Annotated in this window: 12 protein-coding genes; 8 read left to right on the top strand and 4 right to left on the bottom strand. The window is 65.1% G+C overall.

Annotated features, from left to right (window positions below):
* Positions 1-81 precede the first annotated feature (81 nt).
* From ACVIGB_RS05950 to ACVIGB_RS05940, 3 genes are all read right to left on the bottom strand, one after another.
* Positions 82-627: a hypothetical protein gene (locus ACVIGB_RS05950; protein WP_456723411.1), complete on the bottom strand. Its 546-nt coding sequence runs from the start codon at positions 625-627 to the stop codon at positions 82-84.
* Between the two features lie 103 nt (positions 628-730).
* On the bottom strand, positions 731-1,183 hold the full coding sequence (locus tag ACVIGB_RS05945; protein WP_092113470.1) for a DNA polymerase III subunit chi: 453 nt from the start codon (positions 1,181-1,183) through the stop codon (positions 731-733).
* A 21-nt stretch (positions 1,184-1,204) separates the two neighbouring features.
* Positions 1,205-2,707: a leucyl aminopeptidase gene (locus ACVIGB_RS05940; RefSeq protein WP_456723412.1), complete on the bottom strand. Its 1,503-nt coding sequence runs from the start codon at positions 2,705-2,707 to the stop codon at positions 1,205-1,207.
* 370 nt (positions 2,708-3,077) lie between these two features.
* On the opposite strand from ACVIGB_RS05940, the gene lptF reads away from it, so the two are divergent.
* The 8 genes from lptF (at position 3,078) to ACVIGB_RS05900 (ending at position 13,136) form a co-directional block, all read left to right on the top strand.
* Entirely contained in the window at positions 3,078-4,244 is a 1,167-nt protein-coding gene (lptF, locus tag ACVIGB_RS05935; protein WP_092113467.1) for an LPS export ABC transporter permease LptF, read from the top strand.
* Positions 4,241-5,338, top strand: a complete 1,098-nt coding sequence (gene lptG / locus ACVIGB_RS05930; protein ID WP_092113464.1) for an LPS export ABC transporter permease LptG — start codon at positions 4,241-4,243, stop codon at positions 5,336-5,338. The genes lptF and lptG overlap by 4 nt, the downstream gene beginning before the upstream one ends.
* Before the next feature lie 77 nt (positions 5,339-5,415).
* Entirely contained in the window at positions 5,416-7,833 is a 2,418-nt protein-coding gene (locus ACVIGB_RS05925; RefSeq protein ID WP_456723413.1) for an LPS-assembly protein LptD, read from the top strand.
* Positions 7,834-7,945: 112 nt separating this feature from the next.
* Positions 7,946-8,893: a SurA N-terminal domain-containing protein gene (locus ACVIGB_RS05920; protein WP_456723414.1), complete on the top strand. Its 948-nt coding sequence runs from the start codon at positions 7,946-7,948 to the stop codon at positions 8,891-8,893.
* Positions 8,894-8,910: 17 nt separating this feature from the next.
* Entirely contained in the window at positions 8,911-9,912 is a 1,002-nt protein-coding gene (pdxA, locus tag ACVIGB_RS05915; protein ID WP_456723415.1) for a 4-hydroxythreonine-4-phosphate dehydrogenase PdxA, read from the top strand.
* A complete protein-coding gene (rsmA, locus tag ACVIGB_RS05910; protein ID WP_456723416.1) occupies positions 9,913-10,767 on the top strand; it encodes a 16S rRNA (adenine(1518)-N(6)/adenine(1519)-N(6))-dimethyltransferase RsmA in 855 nt (284 codons plus the stop codon).
* Between the two features lie 19 nt (positions 10,768-10,786).
* Positions 10,787-11,845, top strand: coding sequence for an alcohol dehydrogenase (locus tag ACVIGB_RS05905; protein WP_456723417.1), 1,059 nt, complete (start codon positions 10,787-10,789; stop codon positions 11,843-11,845).
* A gap of 262 nt (positions 11,846-12,107) precedes the next feature.
* The gene (locus tag ACVIGB_RS05900; RefSeq protein ID WP_456723418.1) at positions 12,108-13,136 is read left to right on the top strand and encodes a hypothetical protein; all 1,029 of its coding nucleotides are present in this window, start codon (positions 12,108-12,110) and stop codon (positions 13,134-13,136) included.
* A gap of 78 nt (positions 13,137-13,214) precedes the next feature.
* Here ACVIGB_RS05900 and gmk read toward each other — a convergent pair whose 3' ends face one another.
* Entirely contained in the window at positions 13,215-13,868 is a 654-nt protein-coding gene (gmk, locus tag ACVIGB_RS05895; RefSeq protein ID WP_456723419.1) for a guanylate kinase, read from the bottom strand.
* Between the last annotated feature and the right edge of the window lie 3 nt (positions 13,869-13,871).

Below are 13,871 nucleotides of genomic sequence, written 5' to 3'. Positions count from 1 at the left end.
TGGAGGGAGCCTGGGCTCTCATTCTTTCCGGTGTCATGCCCGCGCCTGCAGGCATCGAGCTGTCGCTGCGGCGAAAATGCCCTAGCCGTGCGCGGTCTTTTTCTTCTTCGGCTTCGCGGGCTTCGGCTCCGGCGCAGCATCCGGGCCGCGCTCGACCGACGTCAGGCGTCCTGAGGAGAACGTATAGATACCGGCGCGTGCGCCGCGTGACCAGGTCACGACCGCGACGCGTCCGCCGCCCGGGCCGCTGGACAGGTTCACGCTGTCGGGGGCGCCGATGCCACGCACGACGTCGCATTCGGTGTGACCAAGTGCGACACTGCCGCCCGTCGGCCGCGGCGCACCGCCAGCCTGCGCGTTCGCGTCAGTGGCACCCGCGGGCGGCGCCATGCCGGGACAGCTTCCGTCGGCACTGACGAGATCGTCGTTGGTCACCGGTTTGTCCGGCGTCAGCGGAGGCGATTCGATCGAGATGTTGCGGATGAACACCCGTCCAGGGCGCGAGAACCAATCCGCGTCACGCGAAAAGATGTCGGACGCGCCCGAGCAGCCGGCAAGGCTAGGTGCAAGTACCAGCAACGCCAGCAGCGACTTCCGACTGAATGTTCCGTCTCGCACGATCGACAAGGCTCCTAACCCCTCTACCTAAGGGCTTGTCCGAACATCACTTTGCGGCATGACCGTGACCCGCCCGAGGAAACGTCGAATTATCATTAATTCATCGATATCGCTATTGGCGCCGCTGCCAGCGTCCCCGCTCGTCGGTCTGCCAATAGGTGACCTCGAAGCCGCGTGCCTTGCAGGCGGTCCAGCTCTCCCGCGCCGAAGCCACCGCGTCGGGGTCGTCGCCGTTGAACACGAGGACCAGGCGCTCGTAGCTGTCGCAGTCGGCCGGAAGGGCCGCGTTGTCGACCAGGAATCGGACATTGGCCCGATTCGGATTGCTCTCCTCGATCGACAGGATGATCGGCTGGTCGTGGGCGTCGGCAACCCGCGAGCTCGCATGCGGCAGGAACGAATCGTCGCTGTAGGTCCACAAATGCGCGTCGAGCGTCTCGGCGCGCTCCTGCGATGTCGATTGCACGACCACCCGCCAGCCGCGCTCGAGCGACTTCTCGAGCAGCGGCGGCAGCACGCTCTCCAGCGTCATGTTCTGCAGATGGTAGAACAGAACCTCGGTCATGCGCCGGCCGACACTCTATTGTTATTTCCTGGCTTCATAATACTCGGAGACGAGCCGCTCGAGTAGCCGGACACCGTAACCCGAGCCCCAGCTCTGATTGATCTCGGTCTTCGGCGCGCCCATCGCGGTGCCGGCGATGTCGAGATGGGCCCAGGGCGTGCCGTCGACAAAGCGCTGCAGGAATTGCGCGGCCGTGATCGAGCCGCCATTGCGTCCGCCGGTGTTCTTCATGTCGGCGAATTGCGAGTCGATCTGCTTGTCGTATTCGGGACCGAGCGGCATGCGCCACACCTTCTCGCCGGTCTCCAGGCCGACCTTGGCGAGGCGCTCGGCGAGTTCGTCATTATTGGAGAACAGGCCGGCGTAATCGGTGCCGAGCGCGACCATGATCGCGCCGGTCAGCGTTGCGAGATCGACCATGAATTTCGGCTTGCACTTCTTGGCGACATACCAGAGCACGTCGGCGAGCACGAGGCGCCCCTCGGCGTCGGTGTTAATGATTTCGATGGTCTGGCCGGACATCGAGGTCACGATGTCGCCCGGACGCTGCGCGTTGCCGTCGGGCATGTTCTCGACAAGGCCGATGGCGCCGACCGCGTTGACGCGGGCCTTGCGCGCCGCGAGCGCGTGCATCAGCCCGACCACACAGGCCGCACCGCCCATGTCACCCTTCATATCCTCCATGCCACCGGCCGACTTGATGGAGATACCGCCAGTGTCGAAGCAGACGCCCTTGCCGACGAATGCGACCGGCGCCTCGCTCTTCTTGCCGCCGTTCCAGCGCATGATCACGGTGCGGCTGGGCCGCACCGAGCCCTGCCCGACGCCGAGCAGCGCGCCCATGCCGAGCTTGGTCATCGCCTTGACGTCGAGGACCTCGACGGTGACGCCGAGCTTGCGCAGCTGGCTGGCGCGGCGCGCGAACTCTTCGGGGTACAGCACGTTCGGCGGCTCGTTGACGAGCTCACGCGCCAGGTTCACGCCGTCGACGATGGACGATTCGGGCGCAAACGCCTTCCTGGCAGAAGCGACGTCGTCGACCGCGATCGAGACATCGGCGCGCACGGCGCCGTCCTCGCCGTCCTTCTTCTTGGTCTTGTAGCGGTCGAACTTGTAGGCGCGCAGCCGGATGCCGGTCGCGATCGTCGCCGCCTGGCCGGCTGTCATTGCGGCATCGGGCAGTTCCGAGATGACGGTCATCGCACCGCTACCTGCGTTGAGCTTGCCGGCCACCACGCCGCCGAACTTGAGAAGATCCTTCTCCTTGAGGTCGGCCACCTTGCCGGTGCCAATCACGATCAGCCGGTCGACCTTGATTCCCTCCGGCGCCAGGATGTCCAGCGCCGCCCCGCTCTTGCCCTTGAACTGGTTGGCGGCCGCGGCCCGCTTGACGGTCTCGGCGGCAGCTCCCAGCGCCTTCCGGGTGGCGGCTCCCAGCTTCAATTGCTCGTCGCAAAAGGCGACCAGAATGCCGCGGGCGGACGCGGAGAACGGGACGAAGCCGACCTTGACGGCGTCGGACATAGGAAAATCCTCCAGAACTCAGGGTGTTGCTCGGGCCTGAGGCGGCCCTTCCGGCACGCGGGGGTGAGCATTGCGATGGCGGTCCGGAGCGACCCGGACCGGGCTTGTGGCACACTATGACCTGCCGGCTGCGCCGCTGCCAAGCGCCGGAGTGGCCGGAAGGCCACAAAAGCGATTAATTAACCATAAATTAAGCGTGCCTTGGCCCGGCCATTTTGTTGACGGATCAAAGGGATGGTAGTGAGATTGTGAACAGAGAGTGAGCCGGACGAGTCCGCGGCTCGACCATAGGGGAACCCGGGTTGACGGGATTGGTCGAAAGCCGTGCGTTTGGTTGCGTGAAGGGGGTCTTGGGGGCCGTGCGGTAGCGATGGGGTCGATCGACAAGTACATCTTCAAAACGACGCTGGCGTCGTTTGCGCTTGTCCTGGTCAGCCTTACCGGCGTGATCTGGATTACCCAAGCGTTGCGCGGCATCGACCTGATGACCAGCCAGGGTCAGACCATCCTTACCTTCCTCGGCATCACCAGCCTCGTGATCCCTGCCCTGGTCCTGATCATCGCCCCGATCGCGCTGATGATCGCGATCTCGCACACGCTGAACAAGCTCGCGACCGATTCCGAGATCATCGTCATGAACGCGGCGGGCTTCTCGCCGTTCCGGCTGTTCCGGCCGTTCTTCTTCGCCACCTGCGTGGTGGCGGCGCTGGTCGCCTTCATCGGCGCCTATCTCGCCCCCGACGGCATGCGCCGAATCAAGCAGTGGGATGCCGAGATCACCGCCGACGTGCTGACCAACATCCTGCAGCCCGGCCGCTTCGCCCAGCTCGATCAGAACCTGACGATTCGGATCCGCGAGCGCCTGCCCGGCGGCGTGCTCGGCGGCGTATTCGTCGACGATCGCCGCGATCCGCAGCAGCGCGTCACCATCGTAGCCGACCACGGCACCGTGCTGAAGAACGAGAGCGGCTCATACTTGGTGCTGGAGGACGGCAATCTCGAGCGATTCGAAGTCGGCAAGCGCGATCCGACGCTGGTGGTGTTTCAGCGCTACGCGTTCGACATGTCGAAATTCTCGCAGGGCCGCGACGTCACGCTCGGAATTCGCGAGCGCTACCTCTGGGAACTGATGTGGCCGGACGAGAACGACCAGACCTATCAGCAGCTGTCGGGCCAGTTCTTCGCCGAGCTGCATGATCGCTTCATGGCGCCGATCTATCCGTTTGCGTTCGCGGCCCTCACCTTTGCATTCCTCGGCGCGCCGCGCACCACGCGCCAAAGCCGCAATTTCTCGATCGGCGGCTCGGTCTTCGCGGTGTTCGGCCTGCGCATGGTCGGATTCGCCTGCTCCGTCATGGCGGTGAAGACGCCGCTGGCGGCCCTGGTGCAATATCTGATGCTGTTCGCCGGCATCGGCGTCGGGATCTGGATGATCGTCGGCGGCGTGGTCGTCGAACCGCCGGCGGCACTGATGGAAGTCATCAACAGGAACAACGAGCGCATTGCGCGCCTCTTCCGGAGGCCCGCCACCGCATGAGCATGGTCACAAATACGCTCGGGCGTTATTTCGCCGGCCGCTTCGTCGTCGCGGCGGTGGGCGTGTTCGCGGGCATCTTCGTGCTGCTCGTGCTGGTCGACTACATCGAGATGGTGCGCAAGACGTCGAGCCTCGTCGGGGCCTCCGCGATCACGGTCGCGGAAACCTCGCTGTTCCGCGTGCCGCAGCTGCTCGAGAAACTGATGCCGTTCTGCGTGCTGATCGGCGCGATGACCTGCTATCTCGCGCTGTCGCGGCGGCTGGAGCTCGTCGTGGCACGCGCCGCCGGCGTCTCGGCCTGGCAATTCATCTCGCCCGCGCTGGTCAGTGCGATCGTGCTCGGCATCTTCGCGACCACCGCCTACAATCCGGTGTCGGCCAATCTGCGCGAGCTCTCCAAACGGATGGAGGCCGAGCTGTTCGGCTCGGCGCCCGGCGGCGGCATCCAGGACGCATCCGGTTTCTGGCTCAACCAGATCAACGACGAAGGTCAGGCGATCATCAATGCAGCCCGCAGCGAGCAGCAGGGCATCCGGCTGACCGGCCTCACGGTGTTCCGATTCGATACGGCGCTGCAGTTCAAGGAACGAATCGAGGCCCGCGAAGCGACGCTCGAAGAAGGTCGCTGGGCGTTCACGGGAGTACGCCGATACACCCTCGACAAGGCTCCGGTGGACCAGGACACCTTCTACCTGACCACCACCTTGACCCCTGCACAGGTGCGCAACAGTTTCTCCACCCCTGAAACTGTGTCCTTTTGGCAACTGCCGAACTACATCCGTTCGTCGGAGAGCTCAGGGTTCGCGACGGCCGGCTATCGCTTGCAGTATCACAAGCTTATCGCGCAGCCGTTTTTGCTGGCTGCGATGGTGATGTTGGCGGCTTCTGTGAGCCTCCGCTTCTTCCGGATGGGCGGCGTGCAGAAGATGGTTTTGAGTGGCGTGGGCGCAGGCTTTCTGCTCTACGTCCTGTCGAAAGTAACTGAAGATTTGAGCAAGGCTGAGTTGATGCATCCCATCGCTGCGGCGTGGTTGCCTGTCGTTGTGGGTAGCCTCACCGGTTTCTTAGCCTTGCTGTACCAGGAGGACGGGTAGTGGCTACCGTCGCCGCCCGCCAGTTGAGGTCGCCTGTATCCGGGCGGCGCAGTGCCCTGCGCCGTCAACGGAGCCGCATGGCCGCGTTTGGCGTTTCGATTTCTGCTCTCCTTGCCGCGTTCGTCGTGGTCAGCGCGCTCGACGTCGTCGCGTCGACGCCGGCTTCAGCGCAGGCCTTCACCTACAATCCACGTCCGCCGAAGCCGGTCCGCCCACCGGCCAAGAATGACGGGCAGATGCTCGTTCAGGCGACCGAGGTCGATTACGACTACAACAACAGCCGCATCTCGGCCGTGGGCAACGTCCAGATGTTCTACAACGGCACCAGCGTCGAGGCCGACAAGGTCATCTACGACCAGAAGACCAAGCGTCTTCATGCCGAAGGCAACATCCGCATGACCGATGCGGAAGGCAAGATCACCTACGCCAACATCCTGGATCTCAGCGACGACTACCGCGACGGGTTCGTCGATTCGCTGCGCGTCGACACCGAAGACCAGACCCGCATGGCGGCGACCCGCGCCGACCGGTCCAGCGGCAATTACACGGTGTTCGACAACGGCGTTTATACCGCCTGCGCACCCTGTAAGGATGATCCGAAGAAGCCGCCGCTCTGGCAGGTCAAGGGCGCGCGCATCATCCATAACCAGACCGAGAAGATGCTGTATTTCGAGAACGCCCAGCTCGAATTCTTCGGTGTTCCGATGGCGTATCTGCCCTACTTCTCGACGCCCGATCCGACCGTGAAGCGCAAGAGCGGCTTCCTGATGCCGGGCTTCACCACCTATACGGCGTTCGGCTACGGCGTCGAAATCCCGTATTATTGGGCGATCGCGCCTGACATGGACGCGACCTTCAGTCCGCGCATCACCTCGAAGCAGGGCGTGCTGCTGCAGACTGAATTCCGCCAGCGCTTCGTGGACGGCTCTTATCAGATCCGGCTTTACGGCATCGATCAGCTCGATCAGGACGCCTTCAAGGGCCAGCCTGGCGACCGCCAATTCCGCTGGGGCGTCGACACCAAGGGCCAGTTCGCGCTGAACGACAAATGGGTCTGGGGCTGGGACGGCGTCGTGCTGTCCGACTACTTCTTCATGTCCGACTACCGGCTCGCCCAGTACAAGGATCCGTTCGGTTCGTTCCTGTCGCTGCCGACGGAAGCGATCTCGCAGCTCTATCTGACCGGCGTCGGCAACCGCAGCTTCTTCGACGCGCGCGCGATCTACTATCTCAGCTACTCGGGCAACCAGAACCAGGTCCCGGTGGTCGCGCCCGTGATCGACTACAACAACGTGATCAACAGCAACATCCTGGGTGGCGAGTTGAGCTACAGGATGAACTTCGTCAACCTGACCCGCGAAACCGCGGTGTTCGATCCGATCACGACGACCGCCAACACCAACGGCCTGTGCTTGACCACGTCCGCGGATCCGATGGCGCGAACCCCCTCGCAGTGCCTGCTGCGCGGCATGCCGGGCACCTACACAAGGCTGACGGCCGAGGCGCAGTGGCGCAAGTCCTACACCGACCCGCTCGGCGAGATCTGGACGCCGTTCGCCAGCGTCCGCGCCGATGCAATCAACGCCGACATCTCGAATCAGCCGGGCGTTTCCAACTTCCTGCCGGTCGGCGACACCCAGACGGTCCGCTTCATGCCGACCGTCGGCCTCGAATACCGCTACCCCTTCATCAACGTGCAGCCGTGGGGCACGACCACCGTCGAGCCGATCGCGCAGGTCATCATCCGGCCCAACGAGCCCAATGCCGGCAAGCTTCCGAACGAGGACGCGCAGAGCCTGGTGTTCGACACCAGCAACCTGTTCGCGGTCGACAAGTTCTCCGGCTACGACCGCGTCGAGGGCGGCAGCCGCGCCAATGTCGGCGTGCAGGCCACCACGCAGTTCGACCGCGGCGGCAGCATCAAGGGGATGTTCGGACAGTCCTACCAGATGTTCGGGCTGAACTCGTTCGCGGTCGCCGACGTCACCAACACCGGCCTCGACTCCGGACTGCAGAACCCGCGCTCGGACTATGTCGCGAGCCTCGCCTATTCGCCCAACCGTACCTACACCTTCAGCGTCCGCTCGCGGATGGATGAAGCGACCTGGAACATCAACCGGTTCGAGGCCACGGCGAGCGCGAATTTCGACCGCTGGTCGGTCGCCGTGACCTACGGCGATTATGCAGCGCAGCCGGAACTCGGCTACCTGACGCGCCGCGAGGGCATCCTCACCAGCGGATCGGTCAAGGTGGCGTCGAACTGGGTGGTTCAGGGTGCGGCGCGTTGGGACCTTGAAGCGAACAAGATCAACCAGTATGCCGTCGGCGCGGGCTATGTGGACGACTGCTTCGTGCTGGCTGCCAACTACATCACGTCCTATACCTATCAGGCAGGCTCGCAGCCGCCCGTCCTCAGTCATGCGTTCATGTTCCAGATCGGGCTGCGGACGATCGCCCAGACCTCCACGACCAGCAGTTCGGCTGGCATGCAGTAGCGAGCGAGGGGCCTGCCAAGGACCATGTATTGGGGGCTTGAATTGGGGGCTTGTATTGCCCGTGGGCCGGTGGCCCCGGCTTGAATTGGTTTAAACGGCTGACATGACCACAATGACGACCGCTAGCCTGCCAACGCGCTGCCATTCGCTGGTGTTGAGTTCCCTGCTGGCTCTTTTCCTCCTGTTCGGGGGCGTTGCGCGACTGCATGCCCAGACCATCGCCGTGATGGTCAATGGCGAACCCATCACCAATTTCGACATCGAGCAGCGCGCCAAGCTGAACGGCCTCACCGGCGGCAAGAATCCCGATCGAAAGGCCATCCTCGACGACCTGATCGACGAGAAGCTGAAGATCAAGGAAGCCAAGAAATTCGGCGTCGATCCCACCGCCAACGATATCGAACAGTCCTATGGCGGCATGGCCCAACGGATGCGGCTGAACAACGACCAGCTGACCAAGGTCCTCGAGAGCAAGGGCATCCGCCCCGATACGCTCAAGCAACGCATCAGGGCCGACATGGTCTGGACCAGCCTGGTCCGCGGCCGCTTCAAGGAAAGCCTGCAGGTCGGCGAAAAGGACGTCGCCACCGCGGTCAAGGAGACCGGCGATGCCCCCGACGCCGAGGCGTTCGAATACCGGATGCAGCCGGTCGTGCTGATCGTGCCCCGCGGCTCTCCGCAATCCGAATTCGAGAACCGCCGCAAGGAAGCCGACACCCTGCGCGAGCGCGTCACCAGCTGCGAGGAAGCCAACACCTTCTTCAAGTCGATGCGCAACGCCGCGATCCGCGAGATCGTCGTGAAGACGTCGGCGGACCTGCCGCAGCCGCTGCGCGACATCCTGGACAAGACCCCGGTCGGCCACCTCACCCCTCCCGAACTCACCAAGCAGGGCGTCGAAATGGTCGCCCTCTGCGGCCGGAAGGCAACCACCGTGGACACGCCGAAGAAGCGTGAGATGCGGGACAAGATGTACGTGCAGAAGTACGAGGCGAAGTCGAAAGCCTATCTGCAGGAAGTCCGGAAAGCCGCGATGATCGAATATCCAGGCGGGCGATGATCGACTATCGTTGACGCATGGCTCAACCTCTCGCACTGACATGCGGCGAGCCCGCAGGCATCGGCCCCGACATCACGCTCGCCGCGTGGCTGCGCCGGCGCGAACTCGACCTTCCGCCGTTCTATCTGCTCGGTGACCGCGCGGCCCTGGCCGAGCGCGCCAGGACGCTCGGGCTCGTCGTCGAGTTTGCGGAGGTCAGCGCCGAGGAGGCATCCGCGGCATTTGCACGGGCCCTGCCCGTCGTTGCGACCGGCAACGCGGCGACGGCGCAACCGGGCAAGCCGGACGGAACGAGCGCGGATGCCGCGCTGGCGTCGATCCGTCAGGCCGTCGCCGATGTTGTGTCGGGCAAGGCCAGCGCCGTCGTCACCAATCCGATCGCCAAGAATGTGCTGTACCGCGCCGGTTTCCGCCATCCCGGCCACACCGAATTCCTCGCCGAGCTTGCCGCCCGCGGCGGGCCCGCGCCGCAGCCGGTGATGATGCTATGGTCGCCGTCGCTCGCCGTCGTCCCGGTGACGATCCATGTGTCGGTCCGAGAGGCGCTGGCGCAATTGTCGACCGACCTGATCGTCTCGACCGCGCGAATCGTGGTCGCTGACACGAAGGCGCGGTTTGGCCTCGCCTCGCCGCGGCTGGCCGTCGCCGGCCTCAACCCGCATGCCGGCGAAGACGGCACGCTCGGCATGGAAGACGTCGAGATCGTCGCGCCCGCGGTCGAGATCCTGCGCCGCGACGGCATTGCCGCCCGCGGCCCGCTGCCGGCCGACACCATGTTCCACGCAGCCGCGCGCAAGACCTATGACTGCGCGCTCTGCATGTATCACGACCAGGCGCTGATCCCGATCAAAACCGTCGCGTTCGAGGACGCCGTCAACGTCACGCTGGGCCTGCCCTTCATCCGGACATCGCCCGACCACGGCACCGCCTTCGATATCGCGGGCTCCGGCAAGGCCAATCCGTCGAGCCTGATCGCCGCGCTCCGGCTCGCCGCGCGGATGGCCGCGGCATCAAGCTAAGTGAGCGCGATCGACGATCTGCCCCCGCTGCGCGACATCATTCGCGAGCATTCGCTGTCGGCGCGCAAATCGCTCGGCCAGAACTTTCTGCTCGATCTCAATCTCACCGCGCGCATTGCCCGTGCCGCGGGCCCGCTGGAAGACGCCACCGTGATCGAGGTCGGACCCGGCCCCGGCGGACTGACGCGCGCACTGCTTGCGATGGGCGCCAAGCGTGTCATCGCCATCGAGCGCGACGAGCGCGCGATCGATGCACTCGACTACATCGTCAAGCGCTATCCCGGCCGCATCGAGATCGTGCATGGCGACGCGCAGCACTTCGATCCGCGTCCCCTGCTCGATGGCGGCAAGGCCAAGATCGTCGCCAACCTGCCCTACAACATCGCAACCCAGCTCCTGGTCGACTGGCTGTCGATCGAACCGTGGCCGCCTTGGTACGACACCATGGTGCTGATGTTTCAGCGCGAGGTCGCCGAGCGCATCGTCGCCCATGAGGACGAGGAGGCCTATGGCCGGCTCGCGGTGCTCGCCAACTGGCGCGCCGAGACCAAGATCCTGTTCGACATCTCGCCCGCGGCCTTCGTGCCGCAGCCGAAGGTGACGTCATCGGTGGTACGATTGATACCGCGCAGCGCGCCGGAGCCGTGCGACCGCCGCATGCTCGAGCAGGTCGCCGCTGCCGCCTTCGGCCAGCGCCGCAAAATGCTGCGCCAGAGCCTGAAATCGCTGTCGGTCGATCCGGCGCGGCTTGCGGCCGCAGCCCAGATCGACACGACGCGGCGCGCCGAAACCATTCCGGTCGCGGGCTTTGTTGCCATGGCCAGGGAATTGGCCGATATACGGTCCACAAAATAGAACATCAGGAGAAAACGTAATGGCGCGTATGGTTCGCCAATCCCTCGTGAAATTCGACGCACCGCTGTGCGAAACCATCGTGGACACGCCCAAGCCACAGGGACGCGAAGCGCTGGTGCGCATCGAGCGCTGCGGCCTGTGCCATTCCGATCTCCACATCCAGGACGGCTACGCCGATCTCGGCGGCGGCAAGAAGCTCGACACCACCCGCGGCATGACGCTGCCCTTCACGCTCGGCCATGAGATCGCGGGCGTCGTCGACGAGGTCGGTCCCGATGCGTCGAAGGATCTGGTCGGAACGAAGAAGGCGGTCTTCCCCTGGATCGGCTGCGGCCAGTGCCGCGACTGTCTCGCCGGCGACGAGAATCTCTGCGCCAAGCAGCGCTTCCTCGGCGTCTCGATCGACGGCGGCTTCGCCACCCACGTGCTGGTGCCTGACGCGAAATACCTGCTCGACTACGATCCGCTGCCGGTCAATCAGGCCGCCACGCTGATGTGCTCCGGCGTCACGGCGTACGGCGCGCTGAAGCGCCTGGTCGATCGTCCGCGCCAGCGCAATCTGCTGCTGATCGGCCTCGGCGGCGTCGGCATGATGGGCCTGTCGTTTGCGCAGGCGATGTTCAAGCAGCCGATCGCGGTTGCCGACCTCAGCCCGGCGGCGCGCGAGACCGCCCTGAAGAACGGTGCCGCGGCGGCCTACGATCCCGCGGAGCCCGATGTCGTCAAGCGCATGCTGAAGGAGAGCGACGGCGGCTTCGACGGCGTCGTCGACTTCGCCGGCAACGAGAAGTCGATGGCGTTTGCGGTGTCGACGGTGGCACGCGGCGGCAAGATCGTGGTGTCCGGCCTGATGGGCGGCCAGTTCACGCTGCCGATGGTGCAATGGGTCTACAAGCGCATGACCATCGAAGGCTTCATGGTGGGCACGCTGGCCGAGGGCCAGGAGTTGATGGCGCTCGCCCGGGCCGGCAAGATCAAGCCGACGCCGGTGAAGGAAGAGCCGATGGCCGACGTCCAGAAATGGATCGATGAACTGCGCGCCGGCAAGGTCGTCGGACGCATCGTGCTGAAGAACTAACGAAGACGTCCCGCCGGCGTTGCGATCGCCGGCGGGACGCAATGGTCTCGCGGCAGCAACGCGCGCTTTGGTCCTGCGGAACCTGACCGCCGACCAAGCGATCGTTCAGCCCGCGTTCCCGCCTCCGGCGCGCCGCAATTGCGGTCCGCCGCGAGCCTCAATTAAGCCCTACCCGCTCCGGATTTGCGGCGCATTGCGACCCAACTCTTTACCGAGATTGGCGTCACCAGCGTTTGCGTAAAAAAGAATACCGGGGACGCGTATGTCAAATCGTTCAGCGAAATTCGCTGCGGCGCTTGCCGTCAGCATGTTGGCCGCTGCCAACTTCACAGCCATGGCCCAGACCGCCGCCAGCACGGCGAGCACCAATACGGCGAACGCGAAGACCGCGGATAGCTGTCAGTCCGCGCCGAAGGGAACCGCGCCTGCGGGAAGCCACTGGTTCTATCACCTCGACCGCAGCACCCAAAAGAAATGCTGGTACCTCGGTGACGCCAAGAACAAGGTTGTTGCCAAGACCGCGACCACGCAGCAGCAGCCCGCGGCCGCACCCGACACCGCGACGGCCGACGCACAGCCGCCGCAGAGCCAGCCGGCGCCGCCACAGCCGGCTATGCGCAAGTCCGTCGCCGATGCCCATGCCGAATGGCCCTCACCGCAGGCCGCAGCAGCGCCGGTCGCGCCCCCCGCCGCCGGTCAAGCCGGCGGTGCGGCAGCGGCGACCGATCCGACGGCGTCAGGCACGAACGCCCAGGCGTCGGAGGTGAACGCCAGATGGCTGGACGCATCGAGCATGGCCGGAACCAACGGAACCCGGCACGCCGCAGACCAGCCGACCGTGGTCGCGCAGGCCGACACGACGCCGCAACAGACGGCCGCGCCGGCACCAGCCGCCCCCGTGACAGCGGAGGCGTCCGCCGAGAAGTCGTCGTCCTCGACGCAGATGCTGCTGATCGTGATGGTCGGCGCGCTGGCGCTGGCCGGCCTGGTCAGCGCGCTGGTGTTCCGCCTGACCCGCACGCGTACGCCGCCCTACCAGATCAGCGACGAATGGCGTGCGCCCTGGGATTCACTCCACACCGAACCGGCGCCGCCGATGGCAGTGGTCGGCCGCGACCGCCCGCTGCGCCTGTCGGAGGCGACCCCGCGCCGCTCAGAGACACCGGTTCCGCGCCGCGCCGAGACGCCGGTTGCTCGCCGCGAGACGCCGCGCGAGGCGGATCAAACCGAGCAGGACAACAAGCAGATCGCGGCGATGCTGCAGCGGCTGGCGCGCAGCGCGGCGAACTAGAGCGCGCTCAAGAAAGCAGATGAGACGTGATGCGATCCCGGATCGCATCACGGTTCCGGCAGGCTACTTCTCGACAAGCTACTTCTCGAGCTGACGCTGCAGGCCGCGTACGAACTCGGTGAGGCCGGTGCGGCGCTCTCGCTTGAGACGCTCGGCCTTCAGGATCGACTGCACCTCGGCAAAGGCGTCGTCGACGTTCTGGTTGACGACGATGTAGTCGTATTCCGCCCAGTGGCTCAGCTCATGGGTGGCGCGGTTCATCCGCCCGCGGATGACCTCCTCGGAATCCTGCGCACGGGTGTGCAGCCGCTTCTCGAGATCGGCGGCTGACGGCGGCAGGATGAAGACGCTGACCACGTCGGCGCGCGCCTTCTCGCGCAATTGCTGGGTGCCCTGCCAGTCGATATCGAACAGCACATCCTCGCCGGCCGCGAGCGCGGCCTCGACCGGCGCGCGCGGCGTGCCGTAACGGTTGTCGAACACGGTGGCCCATTCCAGCAGTTCGCCCTGCTTGGCCATCGCCTCGAATTTCGTCTTGTCGACGAAGAAATAGTCGCGCCCCTCGATCTCGCCCGGCCGCTTCGGCCGCGTGGTCGCCGACACCGACATTTTCAGACCCGGCATGCGGTCGATCAGCATGCGCGACAGCGTCGTCTTGCCGGCGCCCGAGGGCGACGACAGGACGAACATCAGTCCGCGCCGCTCAACGCCGTCAAAACCCTGCGCCGTCATCGT

It is taken from the genome of Bradyrhizobium sp. USDA 4341 (assembly GCF_054063755.1).
The sequence above is the reverse complement of the archived record's forward strand: the minus strand, read 5'-3'. Positions and strand labels throughout refer to the sequence as shown.